This is a genomic window from Streptomyces sp. NBC_00647 (assembly GCF_045207245.1).
Classification (GTDB): domain Bacteria; phylum Actinomycetota; class Actinomycetes; order Streptomycetales; family Streptomycetaceae; genus Streptomyces.
In genome coordinates this window covers 8218479-8240002 of sequence record NZ_CP109040.1, presented here as the reverse complement: position 1 = coordinate 8240002, position 21524 = coordinate 8218479, and the positions used below count along the sequence as shown (strand labels likewise).

26 protein-coding genes and 2 pseudogenes are annotated in these 21524 nt (G+C 68.2%); 17 read left to right on the top strand and 11 right to left on the bottom strand.

The window, feature by feature from the left end; translation table 11 throughout:
- Window positions 1-110: 110 nt before the first annotated feature.
- Entirely contained in the window at window positions 111-944 is an 834-nt protein-coding gene (locus tag OG788_RS36200; RefSeq protein WP_406375245.1) for a hypothetical protein, read from the top strand.
- A 44-nt stretch (window positions 945-988) separates the two neighbouring features.
- Here OG788_RS36200 and OG788_RS36195 read toward each other — a convergent pair whose 3' ends face one another.
- Window positions 989-1408 (bottom strand): DUF3592 domain-containing protein, encoded by a 420-nt coding sequence (locus OG788_RS36195; protein WP_406375244.1) that lies wholly within the window; start codon window positions 1406-1408, stop codon window positions 989-991.
- Between the two features lie 736 nt (window positions 1409-2144).
- On the opposite strand from OG788_RS36195, the gene OG788_RS36190 reads away from it, so the two are divergent.
- From OG788_RS36190 to OG788_RS36175, 4 genes are all read left to right on the top strand, one after another.
- Window positions 2145-2999, top strand: a complete 855-nt coding sequence (locus OG788_RS36190; protein WP_406375243.1) for a slipin family protein — start codon at window positions 2145-2147, stop codon at window positions 2997-2999.
- 132 nt (window positions 3000-3131) lie between these two features.
- Window positions 3132-3440 (top strand): transposase, encoded by a 309-nt coding sequence (locus OG788_RS36185; protein ID WP_406375242.1) that lies wholly within the window; start codon window positions 3132-3134, stop codon window positions 3438-3440.
- A complete protein-coding gene (locus OG788_RS36180; protein ID WP_406375241.1) occupies window positions 3437-4075 on the top strand; it encodes an IS3 family transposase in 639 nt (212 codons plus the stop codon). Before OG788_RS36185 ends, OG788_RS36180 begins: the two co-directional genes overlap by 4 nt.
- A gap of 7 nt (window positions 4076-4082) precedes the next feature.
- Window positions 4083-4355: an IS3 family transposase gene (locus OG788_RS36175; RefSeq protein WP_406375240.1), complete on the top strand. Its 273-nt coding sequence runs from the start codon at window positions 4083-4085 to the stop codon at window positions 4353-4355.
- Window positions 4356-4418: 63 nt separating this feature from the next.
- Here OG788_RS36175 and OG788_RS36170 read toward each other — a convergent pair whose 3' ends face one another.
- On the bottom strand, window positions 4419-5240 hold the full coding sequence (locus OG788_RS36170) for a hemolysin III family protein (protein ID WP_406375239.1): 822 nt from the start codon (window positions 5238-5240) through the stop codon (window positions 4419-4421).
- Between the two features lie 218 nt (window positions 5241-5458).
- Between OG788_RS36170 and OG788_RS36165 the strand changes: the two genes are divergently transcribed.
- Window positions 5459-6019: a hypothetical protein gene (locus OG788_RS36165; RefSeq protein ID WP_406375238.1), complete on the top strand. Its 561-nt coding sequence runs from the start codon at window positions 5459-5461 to the stop codon at window positions 6017-6019.
- Between the two features lie 359 nt (window positions 6020-6378).
- On the opposite strand, the pseudogene OG788_RS36160 reads toward OG788_RS36165, so the two are convergent.
- Window positions 6379-6576: pseudogene (locus OG788_RS36160) on the bottom strand (IS5/IS1182 family transposase); the annotation flags it as partial.
- A gap of 44 nt (window positions 6577-6620) precedes the next feature.
- Between OG788_RS36160 and OG788_RS36155 the strand changes: the two are divergent.
- Window positions 6621-6977, top strand: coding sequence for a hypothetical protein (locus OG788_RS36155; RefSeq protein ID WP_328446067.1), 357 nt, complete (start codon window positions 6621-6623; stop codon window positions 6975-6977).
- A 107-nt stretch (window positions 6978-7084) separates the two neighbouring features.
- On the opposite strand, the gene OG788_RS36150 is transcribed toward OG788_RS36155, so the two are convergent.
- The 5 genes and pseudogenes from OG788_RS36150 to OG788_RS36130 all read right to left on the bottom strand — a co-directional run.
- On the bottom strand, window positions 7085-7393 hold the full coding sequence (locus tag OG788_RS36150) for an SCO5918 family protein (RefSeq protein ID WP_406375237.1): 309 nt from the start codon (window positions 7391-7393) through the stop codon (window positions 7085-7087).
- A 50-nt stretch (window positions 7394-7443) separates the two neighbouring features.
- On the bottom strand, window positions 7444-7848 hold the full coding sequence (locus OG788_RS36145) for a CBS domain-containing protein (RefSeq protein ID WP_406375236.1): 405 nt from the start codon (window positions 7846-7848) through the stop codon (window positions 7444-7446).
- Window positions 7849-7894: 46 nt separating this feature from the next.
- Window positions 7895-9385, bottom strand: a complete 1491-nt coding sequence (locus OG788_RS36140) for a DEAD/DEAH box helicase (RefSeq protein WP_406375235.1) — start codon at window positions 9383-9385, stop codon at window positions 7895-7897.
- A gap of 341 nt (window positions 9386-9726) precedes the next feature.
- Complete coding sequence (locus tag OG788_RS36135; protein WP_151471173.1) at window positions 9727-9930, bottom strand: cold-shock protein; 204 nt, start codon at window positions 9928-9930, stop codon at window positions 9727-9729.
- Between the two features lie 672 nt (window positions 9931-10602).
- Window positions 10603-10779, bottom strand: a pseudogene (locus tag OG788_RS36130) (STAS domain-containing protein); the annotation flags it as partial.
- Window positions 10780-10915: 136 nt separating this feature from the next.
- On the opposite strand from OG788_RS36130, the gene OG788_RS36125 reads away from it, so the two are divergent.
- On the top strand, window positions 10916-11359 hold the full coding sequence (locus OG788_RS36125) for an ATP-binding protein (protein WP_406375234.1): 444 nt from the start codon (window positions 10916-10918) through the stop codon (window positions 11357-11359).
- Between the two features lie 305 nt (window positions 11360-11664).
- On the opposite strand, the gene OG788_RS36120 is transcribed toward OG788_RS36125, so the two are convergent.
- The gene (locus OG788_RS36120; protein WP_406375233.1) at window positions 11665-12000 is read right to left on the bottom strand and encodes a MerR family transcriptional regulator; all 336 of its coding nucleotides are present in this window, start codon (window positions 11998-12000) and stop codon (window positions 11665-11667) included.
- An 892-nt stretch (window positions 12001-12892) separates the two neighbouring features.
- Here OG788_RS36120 and OG788_RS36115 point away from each other — a divergent pair.
- The 3 genes from OG788_RS36115 (at window position 12893) to OG788_RS36105 (ending at window position 14431) form a co-directional block, all read left to right on the top strand.
- A complete protein-coding gene (locus tag OG788_RS36115) occupies window positions 12893-13156 on the top strand; it encodes an ATP-binding protein (RefSeq protein WP_406375232.1) in 264 nt (87 codons plus the stop codon).
- Complete coding sequence (locus tag OG788_RS36110; RefSeq protein WP_406375231.1) at window positions 13138-13266, top strand: hypothetical protein; 129 nt, start codon at window positions 13138-13140, stop codon at window positions 13264-13266. Before OG788_RS36115 ends, OG788_RS36110 begins: the two co-directional genes overlap by 19 nt.
- A gap of 325 nt (window positions 13267-13591) precedes the next feature.
- Entirely contained in the window at window positions 13592-14431 is an 840-nt protein-coding gene (locus OG788_RS36105; protein ID WP_406375230.1) for an RNA polymerase sigma factor SigF, read from the top strand.
- A gap of 179 nt (window positions 14432-14610) precedes the next feature.
- Here OG788_RS36105 and OG788_RS36100 read toward each other — a convergent pair whose 3' ends face one another.
- Window positions 14611-15285 (bottom strand): hypothetical protein, encoded by a 675-nt coding sequence (locus OG788_RS36100; protein WP_406375229.1) that lies wholly within the window; start codon window positions 15283-15285, stop codon window positions 14611-14613.
- A gap of 404 nt (window positions 15286-15689) precedes the next feature.
- Here OG788_RS36100 and OG788_RS36095 point away from each other — a divergent pair, with 404 nt between their 5' ends.
- The 3 genes from OG788_RS36095 to OG788_RS36085 are packed head-to-tail and all read left to right on the top strand — an operon-like array spanning window position 15690 to window position 17979.
- Window positions 15690-16754, top strand: a complete 1065-nt coding sequence (locus tag OG788_RS36095) for a Rieske 2Fe-2S domain-containing protein (protein WP_406375228.1) — start codon at window positions 15690-15692, stop codon at window positions 16752-16754.
- Window positions 16751-17047, top strand: coding sequence for a hypothetical protein (locus tag OG788_RS36090; RefSeq protein WP_406377042.1), 297 nt, complete (start codon window positions 16751-16753; stop codon window positions 17045-17047). The genes OG788_RS36095 and OG788_RS36090 overlap by 4 nt, the downstream gene beginning before the upstream one ends.
- Window positions 17044-17979, top strand: a complete 936-nt coding sequence (locus OG788_RS36085; protein ID WP_406375227.1) for a PDR/VanB family oxidoreductase — start codon at window positions 17044-17046, stop codon at window positions 17977-17979. Before OG788_RS36090 ends, OG788_RS36085 begins: the two co-directional genes overlap by 4 nt.
- On the opposite strand, the gene OG788_RS36080 is transcribed toward OG788_RS36085, so the two are convergent.
- Window positions 17930-18745, bottom strand: coding sequence for an IclR family transcriptional regulator C-terminal domain-containing protein (locus tag OG788_RS36080; protein ID WP_406375226.1), 816 nt, complete (start codon window positions 18743-18745; stop codon window positions 17930-17932). The two genes, OG788_RS36085 and OG788_RS36080, sit on opposite strands and share 50 nt — an antisense overlap.
- 185 nt (window positions 18746-18930) lie before the next feature.
- Between OG788_RS36080 and OG788_RS36075 the strand changes: the two genes are divergently transcribed.
- Genes OG788_RS36075 through OG788_RS36065 form a run of 3 tightly spaced genes read left to right on the top strand, consistent with a single transcriptional unit; the run spans window position 18931 to window position 21523 of the window.
- Complete coding sequence (locus OG788_RS36075) at window positions 18931-19902, top strand: ABC transporter substrate-binding protein (protein ID WP_406375225.1); 972 nt, start codon at window positions 18931-18933, stop codon at window positions 19900-19902.
- Window positions 19899-20708: an ABC transporter permease gene (locus OG788_RS36070; protein WP_406375224.1), complete on the top strand. Its 810-nt coding sequence runs from the start codon at window positions 19899-19901 to the stop codon at window positions 20706-20708. The genes OG788_RS36075 and OG788_RS36070 overlap by 4 nt, the downstream gene beginning before the upstream one ends.
- Window positions 20709-20740: 32 nt before the next feature.
- The gene (locus tag OG788_RS36065) at window positions 20741-21523 is read left to right on the top strand and encodes an ABC transporter permease (protein ID WP_406376938.1); all 783 of its coding nucleotides are present in this window, start codon (window positions 20741-20743) and stop codon (window positions 21521-21523) included.
- Window position 21524 lies beyond the last annotated feature (1 nt).

Genomic DNA, 21524 nt, shown 5'->3' with positions numbered 1-21524 from the left:
CATCTCTCCCATGGTCCAGCACATTTTGCAGCCATCCATACGAAATGACCGCCGAAATGTCTACGCTACGGCACGAACCACGCGGTACGAGGGGCTGATGGGAGACTCACGTGGCCAAGGCACGACACAGGCAGTACATCCAGAAGGTGCGAGCCGACCTCGGCATGGAACCGGCATGGCCGCCGGCCTCCCACCGGCGACTCGGGGACGTAGGCGTGTTCCGCAAAGGGCAGTTCGAGCGGAAGGGAACCCTCAAGTCGCTGTACGGCATCGACTTCACGCCCCGACCGATCCCTCTGAACCGCGCTTCCTACCACAGCGATTCGAAGGGGAGCGTCCAGATCCAGCTGAACGCGGGCATCGGCGCGGACGCCGGGCTGCTGACCGCCGACGGTTCGGTACTCCTGAAGTTCGCCAGGGCCCGGTCGGTGCTCTTCCACGCGACGGGCTGTCGCACGGAGGAGATCGACGACATCGAGGCGATCGACAGCCGGATGCTGGCGCTGCGTCGAACCGGCGTGTGGCCGGACGACCAGGTCGTGATCACCGAGGTCACGCATGCCGCGTTCACGACGGTCCTCATGAGCAGGAGGCGCGGAGACCGTATCGCGCTCCAGGCCACCGCGGACCCCGGTGTCACCGGTCTGGACATACTGGCGGCCTCGGGCGGCCTGCAGTGGGCGGGCGGCTCCACAGCCGGCCTTCAGGTGCTGTCCGAAGGTGAACTCACCCCCCTGTACCGGGTCCGGGGAGTGATCCCTCACTGGTTCAAGGACGCCGAATCCGGATTCCTCGGCGAGGCGGACGACGAGGTCGAGAAGTGGTCCGTCGACGAGGTGAGCAGCGAGTCCTTCGAGACCGACGACGACGATGAGGACGACGACGAGGAAGAGGACGGCGAGGAAGAGGACGACGGCGGCGGAGAGGACTCCGACGACGACTGACCGGACTGCCCCGGGTCCGCCGAGGAAGTGACGCCCCAGAAGGGTTAGCTGCCGCCCGCGAACAGGGAGAGCACGCCGATCCCGGCACCGGCGATGACGAGGGCGGCGGTGAGGGCGAAGCCGAGGAACACCAGAAGGCATCCGAGTTCTCGCTGGGCTCTGCGGTCACCGGGCAGGGCGACCGTGGCCTTGTCCGGGCGCTCCGGCAGATAGGAGACGGTGAAGACGTCGCCGGGGACGGTGGTGTCCGGAGCGGTGTCCTCGAACCGGACCTGCCGGCCCTCGTGGGTGACGAACTCGAAGAGGTAGTAGCGCCGGAGGGAGGTGGGACGGCCGCCGCCGGAGCGCCGCACCGTCTCCATTCTTATGCACGTGCCCTCGGCGCGTATGCCGTGCCGCTGCGCCCGGGTCCGCCAGCGGACCTTTTTCACCGCCGACACCGCCATGGCGACCGGGGCGAGCACGAAGTTCCTTTGGTGCAGGTGTTGCGAAGGGTGCGGATGGTGCGTGTGACGTCGTGCGTGCGGCAGGCGTTCACCCCCTGACGTGCGGGGCCTTGTACGCCGAGACGGGCACCGGTCCCCTTGCCGAGCTGGACCTGCTCCCGCGACAACCGCCCCAGCCGCCTGCTCGCCTGGACCGCCGGATTCAAGCTGGAACGCGAGTACGTCCACTACACGGCCGGAAGTCCCGCGCGACACGACCGCCTCACCGCATAGCCACCGCACCACCGCACGGCCCCGAACACCCGCGCAGGAAAGAGATCCGAAGTGACCAGGACCCCCTCTTCACCCTGCCGATCCTCGACGGCGGCCGCGAGCTGACGATCCGAAGGCCGAGGGTGCGGAACGACTCCTTCACCATCCGCTGCTCGATCACACCGCCCCTGCCCGACGCCGACAGCACCGCACTCCCCGTTCTGCCCATTCCTGGCCGATCGGCCCTGCCCGGCCGGGCTTCCGGTCTTCCGGTCTTCCGGCCGACGGCGAGAAACGGAATTGGGGACCGGTTGGCCCCTGCCTGCGGCGCGGGCAGCGAGCCATGCTCGAAACACGGCACGAACCGCGGAGCCCAACGGGGCCGCCACTAGGGGCTTTTCAACCCTTCCGGCGCACGAGCCCGGTCCGGCTTACGCGTCCTTCGTGCTCCGGCTGGAGCGTGAAGGGCCATCGGTCTCGTGCCCTATCTGAGGAGCAGCACATGGGAGTACTCGTTTTCCTGATCGTCGTGGTGACCCTGCTGGTCGTCGTGGCGATCGCCATGGCCATCAAGGTCGTCAAGCAGTTCGAGAAGGGGGTGCTGTTCCGGTTCGGCCGACTGGTGGGCTCTCGCTCTCCCGGTCTGCGGTTCATCATTCCGTTGGTCGATGTCCTGCACCGGGTCTCGCTGCGGATCGTCACGATGCCCATCCAGTCGCAGGGGATCATCACGCGCGACAACGTCAGCGTCGACGTGTCGGCGGTGGCGTACTTCCGCGTCGTGGACGCCGTGAAGTCGGTCATCGCGATCGAGAACGTACACGCCGCGATCAACCAGATCGCACAGACCACGCTGCGCAAGGTCGTCGGACAGCACACCCTGGACGAGACACTGTCGGAGACCGACCGCATCAACCTGGACATCCGCGAGATCCTCGATGTCGCCACCGTCGAATGGGGCGTGGAGGTCACCCTGGTCGAGCTCAAGGACATCCAACTGCCCGACAGCATGAAGCGCGCGATGGCCCGTCAGGCCGAGGCCGAGCGGGAGAAGCGGGCGAAGATCATCAATGCCCAGGGCGAGTCCCTGGCCGCCGCGGCCCTCGGGGAGGCGTCGGACATCATGATGGACCACCCCCTGGCCCTCCAACTGCGCAATCTGCAGAGCCTGGTGGAGATCGGCGTCGACAAGAACACCACCGTCGTCTTCCCCGCCCCGCTGATGAGCACCATCGGCGAGCTCGGCTCCTTCCTCACCCGCGAGACCGCCGCCGCGAACGCCGCGACGCCGCCGCCCGCCGACCGCACCACGACCAGCCCGGACCCCGTTGTAAACGGGGCGACCAAGACCGTCTGATCAACCGCGTCACCATGGCGGTGGCCCGGGTGGGGCTACGCTGAGATCAGACGTCGTGCTCATTGAGGTTCCCCCGAGATGCGGAGGAAGTTGACAGCGGGTCAGATGGAACTCATGAGAGGACCTGTGACCATGGCTGCACCCCGGAAATACTCGCTCGAGTTGCGTGAGCGTGCGGTACGGATGTATCGCACCACCGAGCCGAAGCCGCACATCAAGAAGCTGGCCGTCGACCTCGGCGTACACCCCGAGGCCCTGCGCGGCTGGATCCGCCAGGCCGAGGCGGACGCCGGCGAACGCGAAGACCGTCTCACCACCGACGAACGCGCCGAGCTCGCGGCCCTGCGCAAGGAGAACGCCCAGCTCAAGCGGGCAAACGACGTCTTGCGGACGGGCTCGGCCTTTTTCGCGGCGCAACTCGACCCGACCCGGCCCAGGTGACGGCGCTCGTTGACGAGCATCCCCGCCTGGGAGTCGAGTACGTCCTGCGGGAACTGCAAATCCCCTCCTCCACCTACTACCGCTGGCGCACCGCGGAGAAGGAACCGTGCGAACGGCGACGCCGCGACGTCGAACTGGCCGAGCGGATCAAGGAGATCCACGCGGAGTCCGGCGGCAATTACGGCTCGCCGCGCGTGCACGCCGTCCTCAGACGCGAGGGCACACGCGTGGGCCGCAAGCGGGTCGAGCGCCTGATGCGCGAGGCCGACATCGCGGGGATCAGCCCGCGGCGGAAGGGCTTCACGCGCCGCGATCCCAAGGCCGGCCTCGCCCCGGACCTGGTCAACCGAGACTTCACCGCACCGGCGCCGAACCGGTTGTGGGTCACCGACCTCACGATGGTCTCCACCGGCCAGGGACCGCTGTGGCTCTCCGCGATCCGGGACGGATTCTCCAGCCGGGTGGTCGCGTGGGAGACCTCCGCCCGCCCGGACGCGGACCTGGTCCTGACCACGCTGGAGTACGCGCTCGCGTCCCTCGAGGTCGAGCCGGGCAAGCTCATTCACCACGCCGACCACGGCTGTCAGTACACGTCCATCAAGCTCACAACTCAGCTAATTGTGGGCGGGAGTTGAGGCGTCCGTGGGCTCCGTCGGGGACTCGTACGACAACGCCCTGGCGGAGAACCTCTGGATGCTCATCAAAACCGAGGGCCTCCGTGGCCGCACCTTCACCACGAGGGCCGAGGCGAATCTCGCGCTCTTCGAGTACATCGACGGCTTCTATAACTCCCGCCGCATCCAGGAACGGCTCGGCTTCCTCAGCCCGATCAAGTTCGAGGAGAAGTACTACGCCGAGCAGGCGACGGCCGAACCAACGAATCTGAACACCCGTCAACCCCTGCTGACCAGCTGATCAGTGGCTCCCGCATGACGGGGGAACCTCAGACCAGCGGCCCTGGCCAAGACGTTGTCGCGGTCAGTAGACGGCCAGGGAGATGGCGATGTAGTGCGCGGTGAAGGCCGCCACGGTCAGGGCGTGGAACACCTCGTGGAAGCCGAACCAGCGCGGTGAGGGATCGGGGCGCTGAAGGGCGTAGACGACCGCGCCCGCACTGTAAAGAAGACCGCCGGCCACGACCAGGGCGAGCACGGCCACTCCGCCGGTGTGCAGGAAGTCGGGCAGGTAGCGCACCGGTGCCCACCCCAGCGCCAGGTAGCACGGGGTGTACAGCCAGCGCGGAGCTCCCACCCACAAGACCCGGAAGGCGATGCCGACCAGTGCGCCCGCCCACACGATCCACAGCAGCACGGACCGCTGGCCCGGCGGGAGAAGGACCACCGCAAGGGGCGTGCAGGTGCCGGCGATGATCAGGAAGATGTTGGCGTGGTCGAGACGCCGCAGGACCGCCTCGCCGCGCGGCCCCCAGGTGCCACGGTGGTAGACGGCGCTCGTTGCGAACAGCAGCCAGGCGGTGACCGAGTACACGGCGCAGGCCACGGCTGCCTGCGGGGTGCGGGCCAGACAGATGAGCACGATGCCCGCGATCAGTGCGGCGGGGAGCATCCCGGCATGCAGCCAGCCCCGCAGCCTCGGCTTGATCGGTTCGGCCAGATCGGCCGCCCGCTCCACCAGAGCGGCGACCGAGTGCCCGCTCTCCCCACCTTGTGATCCGCAGGGCAGCCCGTCTTCATGGTGTTCTCCACGCGCTGCGGCGGCGTACGTGTATTCGGCTTCAGCGGCGTCGTGCGACACGGCTTCTCGTCCTCCCTCGGACTCCTGGGCATCACCGGCGATCATGCAGCCATGCTAAAAGACCTCGCCCAGACAGTTTTCTGCAAGGCCGGTCTCGAAACAGCCGGGCCCCGTCGCCGGAAATGGGTCACTTCGCCGCCGTGTGAACTCCGGCCCGTTGCCGCTGCCGCCCATGGGGCTCGAAGCGGAATAGATCAGCTGCTCATGGGAACGATCAGAGCTCCCGAGCGGGTATCTCCGCTCCCTGCGCGCAAGGATCGCCGATGCTGCCTGAGGTCCGCCCCCACCTGTCCGACCCCCTCGCCGACCAGTTGGAACACCAACTGGGTCTGGCTCCGCAACGGGAAGCCGGCGATCTCGATGTGCAGCGCGTCGCCGGCATCGCCGTCGTCGCGGCCGCCCACTCCGATGGGTATGCGGCCACCGGTCACCTCCTGGGGCTGCTGGCCGCGCTGCCTGCCCCCGCCAAGGCAGGAGAACGCTTCTGGTCGGAGCTGTGGAGGTCTTCTGGCACCGCGTACCTGCTGCCTGCCAACATCAAGGCTGCGGTGCTGCGTTCCCTGGCGGGAGAAGGAATCGTGCTGGCCCGACAGATCCTGTCGGCTGTCGATGAGATGACCCCGCCCCAGCGCGTCGCAGCCGGGGAGGTGATCGGTCAGGCCCTCGCCGAGTCCGACCATTTTCCCGACCTCAAGACACAGGTCATCGGAGAACTATGGCTCCGTGACCTCGAACTCACCGCCTGGCGCGTCCTGCACGCAGACCGCAGGTCCGACGATCCGACAGGACGCAAAGCATTCCTCGATGCCTGGAGCAGGGTCTGAACTTCAGCGCTTGCTTGTCGTGATGGGTGAACAGTTCCAACAGTGCCCGGACGGGCACGTGTGCGTCCGCAGGATGGCGGACGGTGCCGTCCAGACAGAGGAGGTAGCGCGTGCGCCGTCCGGCCCGCTCCCGGCGCAGGTAGCCGGCCTGTTCAAGATCGTGACGATGTTCTGGGCGGTCCGCCCTGTGACGTGGCAAGCCGCGGCGATCTAGCGAAGGCGGGCGGCAGAGGCGCGGGCGATGACGATCAGCACACGGTTGCGGTTGGTGAGGAAGCTCCACTTCCCGGTCTGTTCGTTCACCATCTGCTCCGTTCTTCGATGTCGCCCAGCTGTGAACACCGCAGGGAATTCGGTTTCATCACCATCACTGGCAGGCCGTGAGTGTCGACCACTCGACCGCGGTGGCGGCCGTCGATCCCTTTTTGCCAGGGTCGGAGCCGTGAGAGTCTTCCCACGGTCGAAGCCGCTTTGCCTGCCTGCGAGGCGCTGACCGTGGCCACCGCCCTGGCTCCTTTGCCCATCTGGCGGCGGATCCGTCCAGTCAGCACCTCCCGCGCACCGGGGGAACCTCAGGGTGGCCAGTAAATATAATCGGCCCATGTCGAAGCCTGACGAGCTGCTCGTTGACGTCGCCGCCCTGGTGGAGTCCGGGCAGAGCAACCAGATGTCCCTGACCGTGGTCACCGGTGGTGCAGTCATCACCGGCCGGCTTGCTCCCGAAGCAGTGTGGCGGCAGAGGGTGTCGGACGTGCTGACGGATTCCGCCCGCCTGGGAGAATTCTCAGCCGTCTTCGACACCCCCGCGAAGAACGGGCCGCCCACGCATCTGCACTTCCATGTCGCCCGGATCCTGCAGGGCACGGTGGGGATCCCGGAGACGGGCGGGATGTATCGCGTGGCGATCGCCGACGTCGGCGCCTGGACCGTGGGCGACTTCAGCTATTCCGACCACTGAGCAACCACTGCGACGGGAACCCGTTGCAAGCAGTGTGGGCCCGGCCGGCGCATGCAGGCCGGGCCCACACTGCTGTTCAGGTGTCGGCTTCGTGCCTGTTTCCCCGGTCAGACGGACACGGGAGTGCCGAGCATCGCGGCAGCGTGCTGGAGCGGGCTGAGGATGCGTACGGGTGCGGCCTCGGGGAGGGTACGGCAGGTGAAGCCGAGCTGCGTCATGGCCCGGAGGACTTCGCCGGCGCTGAAATCACGTCGGTCCTGGCGGGTGATGACCTGGCCGACCTGTTTGACGGGGTAGTGGCGGCGGCCGATGATCACGGATTCGCCGGTACCCAGTTCGGGCTTGATGCCCTTCATCGATTCCAGCACGCCGCTCTTGGTGAGCTCGAAGGGGAAGCGGGCGATGACACAGCGCATGTGACCTCACAGAGAGAAGCGGGAGAACGGTCCGGCCAGGGTGAGACGGTTCAGCGGGAGAGGGCGAGGACGCCCAGAGTGCTGCCTTGCCCATCAACCACCTGCAGGGCACCGAGCGGGCGGGAGCGCATCGCGTGCTCGGCTTCGGCCGTCGTGGCCACGGATGTAGTGAACGACCCGTGGTCGCCGAGGAGGTCGCGCAGGCGGACGCGGTCCGTGTAGGCGGAGCTGTCGCGGACGGCGGTGAGTTCGGTCCGGGTGACCAGGCCGGTCCACTGGCCGTCCTGGTCACAGACGACCAGCCGACCCGTGCGTGCGGCGGCCATGACCGACAGCGCCACCTCGACACTCATGTCGTCACAGACCTGCGGTCCGGCCGCGTCCATGACCTCAGCCACCGCCTTGTGTCCGGGGTTGGCGCTCGCCGGGCGGGGCTGCGTCTGAACCAGCGTCACAAGGTGCCTCCTGCAGAGATGGGTCAGCTTCCTGATCACGAAGGTTCTAGGCCGCCGTGCCGAAGACGGTCTGGCGTACGGGCGCGCGCCGGGTCGTCGAAGAGGGGCGGCGCCGGCCTCGCGAGGTGCTGCGCTTGGAGCGTTCGGCCACCGGTGCGGTGATGACGACCGGGATGCCGGACGGGGCCTGGGCGCCGGTGATCCGGTGCAGGGCCTCGTCGCCCGAGCGGATCTGGGTGGTCTGCGGCCGGATCCCGGCGTCCACCATGAGGCGGACCATGCCGCGGCGCTGGCTCGGTGTGACCAGGGTGACGACGCTGCCGGACTCGCCGGCTCGGGCCGTGCGTCCGCCGCGGTGGAGGTAGTCCTTGTGGTCGGTCGGCGGGTCGACGTTCACGACGAGGTCGAGGTTGTCGACGTGGATGCCGCGCGCCGCGACGTTGGTCGCTACCAGCACGCTGACGTGCCCCGTCTTGAACTGCGCCAGTGTGCGGGTGCGCTGCGGCTGTGACTTGCCGCCGTGCAGCGCGGCGGCCCGTACCCCGCTGTTGAGAAGGTCCTGGGTCAGCCGGTCGACGGCGTGCTTGGTGTCCAGGAACATGATCACGCGGCCTTCGCGGGCGGCGATCTCTGTCGTGGCGGCGTGCTTGTCGGCGCCGTGGACGTGCAGGACGTGGTGCTGCATCGTCGTGACCGCACCGGCCGAGGGGTCGACCGAATGCACAACGGGGTCGGTCAGGTAGCGGCGCACCAGCAGGTCGACATTGCGGTCCAGGGTGGCGGAGAACAGCATCCGCTGCCCCTCCGGACGCACCTGGTCGAGGTGCGCGGTGACCTGCGGCATGAACCCCATGTCGGCCATCTGGTCGGCCTCGTCCAGCACCGTGATGCCCACCTGGTTCAGCCGGCAGTCGCCGCGGTCGATGAGGTCCTTGAGCCGGCCCGGGGTCGCGACGACGACCTCGGCCCCGCCTCGCAGCGCGCCGGCCTGCCTGCCGATCGACATCCCGCCCACCACCGTGGCCAGCCGCAGCCTGACGGACCGGGCGTACGGAGTGAGCGCGTCGGTCACCTGCTGCGCCAGCTCACGCGTCGGTACGAGGATCAGCCCCAGCGGCTGGCGGGGCTCAGCACGCTGTCCGGCGGTACGGGCCAGCAGGGCGAGACCGAAGGCGAGGGTCTTGCCCGAGCCGGTGCGCCCGCGGCCCAGGACGTCACGGCCCGCCAGGGAATTCGGCAGCGTCGCGCCCTGGATCGGGAACGGCGCGGTCACACCCTGCCTGCCGAGTTCGGCCAGCAGCTGCTCGGGCATGGAGAGATCGGCGAAGCTCTCCACGGCAGGCAGCGCGGGGGTGATCGTCGTGGGGAGCGCGAATTCACCCTGCACGGGGGCGGGCCGGCGGCCATGACTAGCTGAACGAGCAGGGCCGCCGGAACGGCGCGGTGCCGGCGAGCCGAAGCGGCTGCCGCCCCTTCCTGCGTCGGCACTGCCGTTACGGGTGCGGGGTGAGTGGTCGTTCGTACGTGTGCGGTTCATGCGGAGCCTTCCTCGATACGGCACATATCAAGGAATTCCCGCAAGCGGTAAGCAGCACGGAATTACAAGTATGGACCGATGTCAAAGCAAATCCGGCCGACGGGAATCCGCGGCGGGCGTAAATGCTGAAATAGGTGACGCAGCAAGGACGTAAAGTCCCGGGCGCCGAGGTGCGGTGTGGCTCTTCAGGATGCGCCTGCATCCTGAAGGAGGAGCAGCGTGTGGTGAGACTGGGGATTTCTCCGAGCCGCCCCGCAGGTGAAACCACTGCGGGAAAATGCGTGTAGCTGGGGCCCGCACCCCGAGGGATGCGGGCCCCAGCTACACAGTGCGCGTCAGCGTCAGGCCGGAACGATGTTCTCGGCCGTCGGGCCCTTCTGGCCCTGCGCGATGTCGAAGGTCACCTTCTGGCCTTCGAGCAGCTCACGGAAGCCCTGGGCGGCGATGTTCGAGAAGTGGGCGAACACGTCAGCGCCGCCACCGTCCTGCTCGATGAAGCCGAAACCCTTGTCCGCGTTGAACCACTTCACGGTACCAGCAGCCATGTCATATCTCCTTTGGGGCAGTACACCGGCATCCGCACTGTGCGAACACCGTGTCGCCGCGATGATTACCCCGCCGGAAAATGACCGGAAATACAAAAGCGCTCTCCTCGACAGAAGCCGGGTGGGAGCACTTGAAGTTCGGGAACCACAACTGCAACTGAGATGGACAGTAGCACGCCGCAACGGCCCGCGTCGGTCAAGTAATTCCACTCCGCGCATTGCGGCAAAAACCCTCACTACACGGTCCAGTAAACTCTCACCTCACGAGCACAGATATTGACTCACTCGCAGTGCAACGTTCCAGAAAAGCGGAGTCGCCGGCCGCGACCAGGGTTGTCGGGGCGCTTTGGCGTGTGCGGCTGTCCGCAGGGTCGCATTGAACAGCGGCCAAAAGCAGCCACCACCATGAGGCGGACCTGCGTTGATCGCCGCGTCCGGAGCAGTGGTCGAGCGTTCGATCCGGTGAGGGGACGTCACCGGGGATCGTGTCGGGCAACCTGCGCCCTCCGGAAGTGCCGTGCGCTCAAAGGCTCGGCTTCACCCGGACATGGCAGCTGACAGCGGGCTGAAACTTTGGTGTTCGTTCGCCGTCTGCCCGACGGGCGCCGCATCCATGACGACCTGTGGGGAGAGTCCGGCCGCTGACCGGGAGCGGAGCGGCTTTGCCTGTCGTCAGGAGGGGAGGCCTTGACGGAGCGTGGGACAGCAGGGAATGACCGTGTCGAGACCAACGATTTCAACGACCCGCTGAACCGCTGCCCGGAAGGCCGCCAGCCGAATCCAGCCGCCGGCGGACGCTTCATCGCGTTGTGCGGCCAGGACGCTGACGGCGTTGGAGTCCATGAAGGCGAGCGCACTGCAGGACGCCGGAAGCGCTACACCTTATAAGGGTGCCACCCCCTTGCACCTGTGCTGCAGGTAACGTTCCAGGCGGGCGCACCAGCCCTGAAAGGGGTAGCGGGCGGGGAGAGGGAAGCGAGGACGGATGGACGAGACAAGAGGGGCCGAAGACGAAACGGCCTCGCTGTTGGAGACATCGTTCGCGCTGGACAGCGACGGCTCCCGCATAGCTCAAGCCCGTCATATGGCCGCGGCTTTCCTGACGAAGGTGAGAGACGACCACGGCATTCCGGTGGTGACCGCCACGGTCGAGATCGTCCAGCTGATCGTCAGCGAACTGGTGACCAACGCCCGAAAGTACGCGCCGGGACCGGCCCTCTTGTACCTGCGGGTCACCAGTGCCGTGGTGCGGGTTGAACTCTGGGACAGCAATCCCGCAGTGCCGGCTGCACAGGCGCTGGATCCGGAACGCATCGGCCAGCACGGCCTGGAGATCGTCAGGGCACTCGCCCAAACCGTCATCGTCGAGCAGATCCCCCTCGGCAAGCGCATCACCGCGGACATCGCCCTCATCCCGGCCACCGCATAGCCGGTCCCGTCTCGCCTGTTCGAGTAGCTCATGGCGCCGGTCGGCCGACGGCCGTGCGTCTCGCGTGACGTGGCCCCGTACCGTCCACATCGAGCACTCCCCCGCAGGCAGGACCCGGAAGCATGAAACCCGGGTATCGAAGCTGCCCGCCAGGGACGCACCGGGCCTGTCGGCCTCTACTGGAGTCGAGGCGGGCCCGGCGCTCATGGAACGCCGCAGGCTCGCTCTGCTGCGGGAAGCAGCCTCAACCACCACACCCGAACGGTGCAGGGAGACTGCGCCCCCGACCTAGCCCCTCACAGCCGCTACCGACCCGTCGGGTTCGACGATCCGGCGGCGCGGCGGTGTTCGGCGTTGATGCGCTGCGCTTCTTCCAGCTGGTCCTCGAGGATGACGATGCGGCAGGCGGCCTCGATGGGGGTGCCCTGGTCGACGAGTTCCCGGGCGCGGGCGGCGATGCGCAGCTGGTAGCGGGAGTAGCGGCGGTGTCCGCCCGCGGAGCGCAGCGGGGTGATGAGGCGGGCTTCGCCGATGGCGCGTAGGAAGCCCTGGGTGGTGCCGAGCAACGCTGCGGCCCGGCCCATGGTGTAGGCGGGGTAGTCGTCGTCATCGAGCCGGTCGAACGAGTCGTCTGCTGTCACTTGCACCTCTCCGAAAAACGCGTGGAGGGGCCCCGGCGCTATTCGCGCCAGGGCCCCGAAGGAACTGCTACACCATCTGCCGACTCTGATACTGCGCCGGCCTTCTGTTTCCGCACGCCCACCCGGGAGAGGGCGGGGAATGCGGGGATCGCGGTTGCTCGACCGGAGACCACCTCACTATCGATGTCCTGCGGTACCCGGGCTCTGCAATTCCGCCCGGGCGATCCTGATGGCGCTCGGCCCCTCCGTTCTTTCCCTCTGGGATCTACTAACTGCCAATACTGCTCTACCGCGTACTGCTGGTGATGCGACCTGCTCGGTGACCTGAGGAAGCGCCACTCTTCGGCAGCCAGCCCCGTCGCCCGTCCTGCGTCTGCTCTGGCTTAGAACCCCACTGCCGAACCTCCCAGTGCGCGCGCCAGCAGCCGACGCCTTCACCGAGGAACCACTTATTGACTTCACTGCTGAGTACCGCTAACTGCACCTACAGGTACTGCCACTGCATCAACTGCGGTCCTGCTCACGGCGGCCCCTGATCACTGCGGGCCGCCCGGTCCGGTCGTCAGCCCCGTCGCCGTCCTGCGACAACCCTGGCTTCGGAGCTCCACCACCGCACCGTCCTGCACATTTCCCACTACATGGACCGCTGCCTGGCAGTTCGTGTCTGCCAGGCCCTGCTGATCTCGGCTACGAGAGAAACCATAGCCAGACGATCTCCCAATGTCTACTTCGGTCAGCATAGATTTTTGCGTGTCTGGCGGAGAGTTAGTCGACCTCGAACAACGACTGCGGAAGGCCTCGGCCGGGTTGGTCGGCTGCACGCCAGGGCACAAGCGCAGCGCACACACCGGACATCGGACTCCACAGAGGCTTGGGGGAACTGATGGTCACGATGAGCGCAGGACGTCGACCCGACCGTTCTGTTGCATCCATCGCCGGCGTACGCGAGAGCGCCCGGGCCCTTCTCAAGGGTCTCGGCCCGATCGCGCAGGACGCCGCCGACACCATGGTCCTGATCGTCTCCGAACTCGTCACCAATGCCCTGCGCCACGGCGGCGGCGCCTACGGCCTGGACCTGGTCGCGCCCCGGACAGCATCGAGGTGGCCGTGCACGACCACTGCTCCCAGGCGCTCCGCATGCGCATCCCCGCCCTGAACAGCACCGGAGGCTTCGGCCGGCCCATGGTCAACCGCCTCGCCCACGCCACCGCCGCCACCCGCCACCCGTTGGGGAGCAAGACGGTGAGCGCCCTCCTGCCGCGGTAGTGACCCGGCGTAAGTGTCAGGCGGCACTCCTGGTCGTTGCTGGGGAAGGCGACCGCAGTGGCAAGTCCTACGTCGCGTTGCCCGTCGTGCCAGCACCAGGGGCTTCGCCGGGACGGCGTCTCGGCGGGGGCGGCCGACCCTACGTCGAAACCCCGCATGCCGAATGGGTTAACCTCGCTTCCGCTTTGACTCCTGAGGCCGGATGGCCGAGCAGCAGATCCACTGCGGAATTGCCTGGCATGCATGCCTCAACTGCGGGTACGCCGTCTCTGGCCGTTCGGGAGCAGGCGGCATATGAGGCTGGATCACGCAGGAGGGGACGAGCATGACAGTGACCGAGACGGCAGGGGCGCGGACCGTTGTGCTGCCGGAGATCAGTGACCCGTCGCAGGTCGCTCCGAAGGACGCCCGCGAGCTGTCGAGGCTGTTCTTCGACCAGCTCGCCGTACTGGAAGAGGGCACGCCCGAGTACCAGTACGCGCGCAACACCCTCATCGAAATGAACATCACCCTCGTCCAGTTCGCGGCCGCGCGCTTCCGCAGCCGCGGACAGGACGAGATGGAGGACATCGTCCAGGTCGGCACGATCGGACTGATCAAGGCCATCGACCGTTTCGAGCTGTCCCGCGAGGTCGAGTTCACCTCCTTCGCCGTCCCCTACATCGTCGGTGAGATCAAGCGCTTTTTCCGTGACACCACGTGGGCCGTCCACGTCCCGCGCCGGCTGCAGGAAGCACGCGTGGCGCTCGCCAAGGCCACCGAGGAGCTCCGCAGCCGGCTCGGCCGCATGCCCACCACACGGGAACTGTCCGAGCTGATGTCCCTGTCGGAGAGGGATGTCATCGAGGCCCGGAAGGCCGCGAACGCCTACAACTCGGCCTCCCTCGACGCCGCCATCACCTCCAGCGAAGACGGTGAAGCCGCCCTCGCCGACTTCATCGGCATCGACGACACCGCCCTCGAACTCGTCGAGGACTTCAACGCGCTCGCCCCTCTGATCTCCCAGCTCGACGAACGTGAACGCCGCATCATCCACATGCGCTTCGTCGACGAACTCACCCAGGCCCAGATCGGCGAACACCTCGGCGTCTCCCAGATGCATGTCTCCCGCCTCCTCAACCGCACCCTCGCCAAGCTCCGCGAAGGCATGCTCACCACCAACTGAGCAAAGCAGCCCACAACACACCGGCGTTGTTCACCTCCCCCATGCGGCGGAAAGGGGACAACGCCGGTACACGCCACGGCGCGTCGGTACGGACGCTCCCCCTGCTCGCGGTGCGGCACTTCGCCAGACAGGACTGCTGCGATCGGTGAGCCCGAATACTGGCTGCACCGGGCTCAGTCTCACAGCGCTGAGGCGTCCGCAGCAGGTAGCCGGAGCGCGGGCTGACCCACCAGTGATCGCTGCAGTCCGGCAAGTCCTCCAGCCGACGAGGACGACCATGCGACAGGCCGCCCCGCGGCTTCGCCCCTTGGCCAACCACCTCGCCCGCACCACCACCGTGACCCCGCTCTGGCGTCGGCAGAACCGTCAGCGACCTCCTCCCCCGGTCGTGCCCGGACTTCTTCCGAGGGCTGGACATGGCGCCGGCCGCCGGTCGGCCGGCGGCCGTGGACTTCGCCGCCACCGTGCAGTTCCTCGATGTCCTGCCGGCGTTTCTCGTTGCGGCAGCCGGGAATGTTGGTGCGCGCGAGTTCGTCGACCAGCGCAACCTTCGGGTGGCGCGCCAGTACGGCGTCGAGGTCCGTCTCGGTGAAGGTCGCCTCCCGGTAGCGCATGGTCTTGCGGGGCACGGTCTCGAGCCCCTGGGCCATCTGCCGGGTCAGCGGACGGCCGTAGTCCTCCACGAAGGCGATGACCACATCGGTGCCCCGCTCCGCGCGGCGCCGTCCCTCGCCGAGCATGTCGTACGTCTTGCCTACCCCGGGGGCTGCCCCGAGGTAGACCCGGAGAGTTCCGTGCGGCGCGTTCCGCTCCTTCCGGGCGCCAGCGGGTCCTCCTCCTTCCTCATAGTCCATCGGATCGCCCGGAAACGGCGGCCGCACAGGGTCGTGGCCATGGCGATCGCAAGGGTCAGGGAGGGGCACGAAAGCGGGGCGGGGCGTGCTGGACTGCGCGGAAACGCCCTGCGGCTGCTGGACGCACTTGTCTGACCCGGCATCAGATTCGCCACAGCACTCGGAAAACGGCCATACGTGCATAACTTATGAGCGAAAACGTGGCTCAAATAGCCACGGGAGATCGAGGTCGGCGCGGCGACCCAGTGGACGAGCATCCCCGACTCCACCGAGGAGGACACTCACGCACCACCCCGCTGACCTGGCATTACATCGGACAACTTCCGTGAGACGGAAGTCGTCTTGCGGCCCAGTGATGTCGGCCCGAACGATGCCATCACCATCAGAGACGGGAGCCAGCCCCCATGCCTCACACAACCGCCTTCGCCAGGAACCAGTGGTACGTCGTCGCCTATACCTACGAAGTCGGGCGCGCGTTGCTCGGACGGACGGTCCTCGGTGAACCGCTCGTCCTCTACCGGGCCGAGGAGGACGGGACGGCCGTCGCCCTGTCCGACCGCTGTGTGCACCGGCGCTTCCCGCTCTCGGAGAGCCGGCTCGACGGTGACCGGATCGTGTGCGGCTACCACGGGTTCACGTACGACACGACGGGCGCCTGCGTGTACGTGCCGGGGCAGAAACGGATCCCGCGCACCGCCCGTGTCGCCTCGTACCCGGTCGTCGAACAGGACCTGTTCGTCTGGGTCTGGATCGGCGACCCGGCTCTCGCCGACCCGGGGGCCGTCCCGCGCGCCCCGCACATGGACTCGCCGGACTGGACGACGGTCAGCGGCATGGAGCCCATCGACGCGGACTACGGACTGCTCGTCGACAATCTCCTCGACCTCTCGCACGAGACGTATCTGCACGGCGGCTACATCGGCACGCCCGAGGTCGCCGAGACGCCGATCGCCACCGAGGTCGACGAGGGCGCGGGGATCGTGCGCGTCTCGCGGCATATGGACGACGCCGAGTGCCCGCCGTTCTACGCCCGTTCGACCGGTATCGAGGGCCGCATCACGCGCTGGCAGGACATCGAGTACCACGCGCCCTGCCTCTATCTGCTGCACAGCAGGATCGCGCCGGCCGGTGTACTGCCGGAGGCGGACGGCAGCGACCCGCACGGATTCCACACCGAGATCACGTACGCGATCACGCCGTCCGGCGACGGCAAGGTCTACGACTTCTGGGCGGTCTCCCGCGACTTCGCCCGCTCGGACGACGAAGTCACCACCTTCCTGCGGGACTTCAACCACACGGTCGTGATGCAGGACGTCGACGCGCTCAACCTCCTCCAGAAGACCCTCGGCACCGAACGCGACGGCTACCAGGAGCTGAGCATCAACATCGACACCGGCGGCCTCGCCGCCCGCCGTATCCTCGCCCGGCTGGTCGAGGAGGGCGCAAAGCCCGTGGAGAGGGTCCTGTGACCGGCCCCACCGGCGAGATCTACCGCGTGGACTGGGTCCCGGGCACCGACGTGCTGCACGGAACCTGTCACTGCGGCGCCGAGCACACCGCCAAGGACCCGATCGCGATGTGGGAGTGGATGCTCGCCCACCCCGAGGGTCACGAAGCACCGGGGAAGGGCGTCGGACCACGGGCGAGCGACGGGGGACCGCGGGGCGGCGGACCCGGACCGCGGGGGAACCGGGGCGGATCGCAGGGAGACCGGGGCGGATCGCGCGAAGGCGGCCCCGCACCACGGAGGGGTGCCTCATGACCGCGCACGAAGCCGAACTCGTCGTCGGGCGGCGGGAGTCCGTCGCCGACGGCGTGCTCGCCCTGACCCTGCGCCATCCGCTCGGCGCGGAACTCCCGCCCTGGGAGCCGGGCGCCCACATCGACGTCGTCCTCGGTCCGGACCTGGAGAGGCAGTACTCCCTGTGCGGTGATCCGACGGACCGCCGGGCCTGGCGGATCGCGGTGCTGCGCGAGCCGGACGGACGAGGCGGATCGGCGCACGTCCACGGGCGGTTGGGAGAGGGGGACACGGTCCGCGTCCGTGGTCCGCGCAATCACTTCGCGCTGGCGCCCGCCCCGCGCTACCGGTTCGTCGCGGGCGGCATCGGCATCACCCCGATCCTGCCGATGCTCGCCGCGGCCGAGGCGGCGGGCGCCGAGTGGTCACTGCTCTACGGCGGGCGGACGCGCGGTTCCATGGCGTTCACCGAGGAGTTGGGGCGATACGGCGCCCGGGTCACCCTCGCTCCGCAGGACGAGACCGGACTGCTGGACCTCGCCCCCGTGCTCGACCGGGTCCCCGAGGGCACCCTCGTCTACTGCTGCGGCCCCGGCCCCCTGCTCGACGCGGTGGAGGAGCGGTGCCCGGCCGCGCTGCTGCACGTGGAGCGGTTCCGGCCGAGGCCCCAGGAGGCGGCCGGGGACACGGAGTTCGAGGTGGCTCTCGACCGGTCGGGGCACACCCTGACCGTCGCCCCCGGCGTCTCCGTCCTCGACACCGTGCGCGCCGCCGGTGTCGAGGTGCTCTTCTCCTGCACCGAGGGCACCTGCGGGACCTGCGAGACCGACGTGCTCGAGGGGACGCCGGACCACCGGGACTCGGTGCTCACGGACGAGGAGCGGGAGGCCGGCGAGACGATGCTCATCTGCGTGTCCCGCTGCCGTGGGAAGAGGCTCGTGCTGGACCTGTGACCGCGAGGTCCCCCTCGATCCGCGCGACCGTCGCCAGCAGGTGGGGAAGCAGGTCGCGGCGGACGGATCCGAGGCTGTTGCGGCTGGCGTGCACGGGGATGTTCGCGGCCGCCACCACGGTGCCGTCCCGGTCCCGCACCGGGGCGGCGACCGAGCGCAGGCCCTCCTCCAGCTCCTGGTCGACGATGGCGTATCCCTGCCGCCGCACCCGGCCGAGCTCCGCCTTCAGGAGGGCCCGCGAGACGATCGTGCGCTCCGTCAGGGACCGCAGATCGGCTCGCTCCAGCAGGGCGTCGATCTCCGCGTCGGCGAGGTGCGCGAGGATCACCCTGCCCACGGAGGTGACGTGGGCGGGGAAGCGGGTGCCGACGGTGATCGTCGCCGTCATGATGCGCCGGGTGGGGACCCGCGCAACGTACACGACGTCGTCGCCGTCGAGGACGCAGAGCGAGCTCGACTCCCCCACCTGTTCGGCGAGTTGCTTCAGGTGCGGCAGGGCGATCTCCGGGAGGGTGAAACCGGAGAGATAGGCGTAGCCGAGTTCCAGCACGCGCGGGGTGAGCCGGAAGACCCGGCCGTCCGTGCGGACGTACCCGAGATCGACCAGGGTCAGCAGGAAGCGGCGTGCCGCGGCGCGGGTCAGGCCGCAGCCGCGGGCGACCTCGCTGAGTGTCAGTTCCGGTCGGTCGGCGCCGAACACACGGATGACGGCGAGTCCGCGTTCGAAGGATCGGACGAAGTGGGGCGCTCGGGCTGCTGCAGGCATCGTCGCCTCCAGAGGGACACACGGAGCGCTCCCGCGGAGACCGAGAGCGCATTTCGGTTACTGTCAACAATATTGTTAGCCAAGGCCATTGACCCGGCACGGACAGGGTTCTACCTTCGCGCTGAGCACCATTGTGCGGTGTGCGCACAACCTGTCGGAACACTTTCGTCTGCACAGGAGGAGCCATGCGTCGTCTGCTCGCCGGTATCGCGGTCGGAGCCTTCCTGGTCGCCGCGTCGGCCTGCGGTTCGTCCGACGGCGGTGGCGCCTCGGACAAGAACTCTTCGTCCGGCGGTACCACCACCGTCAAGGTGGGGATCATCCCCATCGTCGATGTCGCCCCGGTCTATCTGGGCCAGAAGAAGGGCTTCTACAGCAAGCGCGGCCTGAAACTGTCGATGACGGCCGCGCAGGGCGGCGCGGCGATCGTTCCGGGTGTCGTCTCGAGCCAGTTCCAGTTCGGGTTCTCCAACATGACCTCGCTGATGATCGCCCAGTCCAACGGCGTTCCCGTGAAGGCCATCGCCAACGGCGTCGCGTCGACGGGTGTCGCCGGCAAGGACTTCGGCGCCATCACGGTCAAGAAGGGCAGCGCCATCAGCTCGGCGAAGGACCTGGAGGGGAAGAAGGTCGCCGTCAACACCGTGAAGAACATCAACGAGACGGCCGTGCGCGAGTCGGTGACCAAGGCGGGCGGCGACCCGTCCAAGGTGAAGTTCGTCGAGCTCGCCTTCGACCAGATGCCCGCGGCCCTCGACAGCGGCCAGATCGACGCCGCCATGGTGGTCGAGCCCGCGCTCGCGACGGTCAAGAGCCAGGGCGCCACCGAGATCGCCTCGTCCCTGGTCGACGTGGCCGAGGACCTCACGGTCGCCATGTACTTCACCTCGAACCAGTACGCGTCGCAGCACCCCGACGTGGTGAAGAAGTTCCAGGAGGCCACCGCGGAGTCGCTCGCCTACGCCGACGCCCACCCGGACGAGGTCAGGGACATCGTCACCACGTACACGAAGATCCCGGCGGCCGTGCTGGCCGAGGTGACCCTGCCCAAGTGGCCGGCCGAGCCGAACCGGACCTCGATCGAGGCGCTGGAGAAGCTGGGCGAAAAGGACGGCCTCTTCAAGACGGCGCCCGATCTGGACAAGCTGCTGCCGTGAAGCGGAAGCAAGCGCGTGGCAGTGGCTCCGCCGGGTGGGCCGTGAACGCCGCTCTGGGCACCGCCGGGCTCGCGGCCTTCCTCGCCCTCGGCGAGGTGGTGCCGCGGCTCGGCGTGGTCAAGGAGGAGTACTTCCCTCCGACGAGCCGGATCGCCCGGGCCTTCGGCGACGAGATGTCCGACGGCGCCTTCTGGACCGATCTCGGCGACACCCTCACCGGCTGGGCGCTGGGCCTGGCGATCGCGGTCGGTGCGGGCATCGTGGTGGGCGTGGTCGTCTCGGTGGTGCCGTATCTGCGCGAGGTGACCGCCTCGACGATCGAGTTCCTGCGTCCCATCCCCTCCGTGGCCCTGATCCCGCTCGCCGTCCTCCTCTACGGCACCGAGCTGCGGTCGGTGCTCCTGCTCGTCGTCTACGCGTCCTTCTGGCAGGTCCTCGTCCAGGTCATGTACGGCGTGCGGGACGTCGACCCGGTGGCGGAGGAGACGGCGCGCTCGTACGGTCTCGGCACCTGGGCCCGGGTCCGCCATGTGCTGTGGCCGACAGCCCTCCCGTACGTCATGACGGGCGTCCGGCTGGCCGCTTCGGTCGCGCTCATCCTCACCGTCACCGCCGAACTCGTCATCGGCGCACCGGGGTTGGGCGCCCGCATCGCGGTCGCCCAGACCTCGCAGGCCGTGCCGGAGATGTACGCGCTGATCGTGGTCACGGGCCTGCTCGGACTCCTGATCAACGTGGGCGCGCGGTCGGTGGAGCGGCACGCGCTGGCCTGGCACCAGTCGGTGCGCGGGGAGGTGGCGGTGTGACGGCCATCCCGCCCGAACCGACCAGGCCGAGCATGTGGGGAAGCCTCCCCCTGCGGGTGCTGTTCGTGGTCGCGCTCCCGGTGCTGCTGATCGCCGTCTGGTGGCTCGCGTCGGACGGCAGCACCGATGTCTACTGGCCGCCGCTGCGCACGATCCTCAGGACGTTCCCCGACGTCTGGACGCGCGACCGGCTCCGCGCCGACCTGGTGCCCAGCCTGCTGCGGCTGCTCGCCGGCTACGCGTCGGCGGCGGTCGTGGGTGTCGCGCTCGGCACCGTCATCGGCTCGTACCGGAGGGTGCGGGCCGTGTGCGAACCGGTCCTGGAGTTCCTGCGGGCGGTGCCGCCGCCGGTCCTCGTTCCGGTCATCATGCTGTTCGCGGGCATCGGGGACACGATGAAGATCGTCGTGATCGCGAGCGGCTGCGTCTGGCCGGTCCTGCTGAACACGGTCGAGGGAGTGCGCGCCGTCGACTCCGTGATGTCCGAGACGGCCCGCTCGTACGGCATCACCGGACCGGCCCGGATGCGCGCCGTCGTCCTGCCGTCGGCGAGCCCTCAGATCTTCGCGGGCCTGCGCCAGGCGCTGTCCATCGGGATCATCCTGATGGTCATCAGTGAGATGTTCGCGGCCAGCAACGGACTCGGCTTCACCATCGTGCAGTTCCAGCGCGGCTTCGCGATCCCCGACATGTGGACGGGAATCCTCGTCCTCGGCCTGCTCGGCTTCGTCCTCTCGGTCGTCTTCCAGCTGGTCGAGCGCCGGGTGCTCGGCTGGTACCACGGTCTTCGGGACTCCTCCCGGCGGTCCTCGTGAC

What these genes read in the sequence shown, in the direction of transcription:
- OG788_RS36190 (WP_406375243.1), top strand. Translation starts at nt 2,145, where the DNA reads ATGGGAGTACTCGTTTTCCTGATCGTCGTGGTGACCCTGCTGGTCGTC.
- OG788_RS36185 (WP_406375242.1), top strand. Translation starts at nt 3,132, where the DNA reads ATGGCTGCACCCCGGAAATACTCGCTCGAGTTGCGTGAGCGTGCGGTA.
- OG788_RS36170 (WP_406375239.1), bottom strand. Translation starts at nt 5,240, where the DNA reads ATGATCGCCGGTGATGCCCAGGAGTCCGAGGGAGGACGAGAAGCCGTG.
- OG788_RS36165 (WP_406375238.1), top strand. Translation starts at nt 5,459, where the DNA reads ATGCTGCCTGAGGTCCGCCCCCACCTGTCCGACCCCCTCGCCGACCAG.
- OG788_RS36155 (WP_328446067.1), top strand. Translation starts at nt 6,621, where the DNA reads ATGTCGAAGCCTGACGAGCTGCTCGTTGACGTCGCCGCCCTGGTGGAG.
- OG788_RS36150 (WP_406375237.1), bottom strand. Translation starts at nt 7,393, where the DNA reads ATGCGCTGTGTCATCGCCCGCTTCCCCTTCGAGCTCACCAAGAGCGGC.
- OG788_RS36140 (WP_406375235.1), bottom strand. Translation starts at nt 9,385, where the DNA reads ATGAACCGCACACGTACGAACGACCACTCACCCCGCACCCGTAACGGC.
- OG788_RS36135 (WP_151471173.1), bottom strand. Translation starts at nt 9,930, where the DNA reads ATGGCTGCTGGTACCGTGAAGTGGTTCAACGCGGACAAGGGTTTCGGC.
- OG788_RS36125 (WP_406375234.1), top strand. Translation starts at nt 10,916, where the DNA reads ATGGACGAGACAAGAGGGGCCGAAGACGAAACGGCCTCGCTGTTGGAG.
- OG788_RS36115 (WP_406375232.1), top strand. Translation starts at nt 12,893, where the DNA reads ATGAGCGCAGGACGTCGACCCGACCGTTCTGTTGCATCCATCGCCGGC.
- OG788_RS36110 (WP_406375231.1), top strand. Translation starts at nt 13,138, where the DNA reads ATGCGCATCCCCGCCCTGAACAGCACCGGAGGCTTCGGCCGGCCCATG.
- OG788_RS36105 (WP_406375230.1), top strand. Translation starts at nt 13,592, where the DNA reads ATGACAGTGACCGAGACGGCAGGGGCGCGGACCGTTGTGCTGCCGGAG.
- OG788_RS36100 (WP_406375229.1), bottom strand. Translation starts at nt 15,285, where the DNA reads ATGGACTATGAGGAAGGAGGAGGACCCGCTGGCGCCCGGAAGGAGCGG.
- OG788_RS36095 (WP_406375228.1), top strand. Translation starts at nt 15,690, where the DNA reads ATGCCTCACACAACCGCCTTCGCCAGGAACCAGTGGTACGTCGTCGCC.
- OG788_RS36085 (WP_406375227.1), top strand. Translation starts at nt 17,044, where the DNA reads ATGACCGCGCACGAAGCCGAACTCGTCGTCGGGCGGCGGGAGTCCGTC.
- OG788_RS36080 (WP_406375226.1), bottom strand. Translation starts at nt 18,745, where the DNA reads ATGCCTGCAGCAGCCCGAGCGCCCCACTTCGTCCGATCCTTCGAACGC.
- OG788_RS36075 (WP_406375225.1), top strand. Translation starts at nt 18,931, where the DNA reads ATGCGTCGTCTGCTCGCCGGTATCGCGGTCGGAGCCTTCCTGGTCGCC.
- OG788_RS36065 (WP_406376938.1), top strand. Translation starts at nt 20,741, where the DNA reads ATGTGGGGAAGCCTCCCCCTGCGGGTGCTGTTCGTGGTCGCGCTCCCG.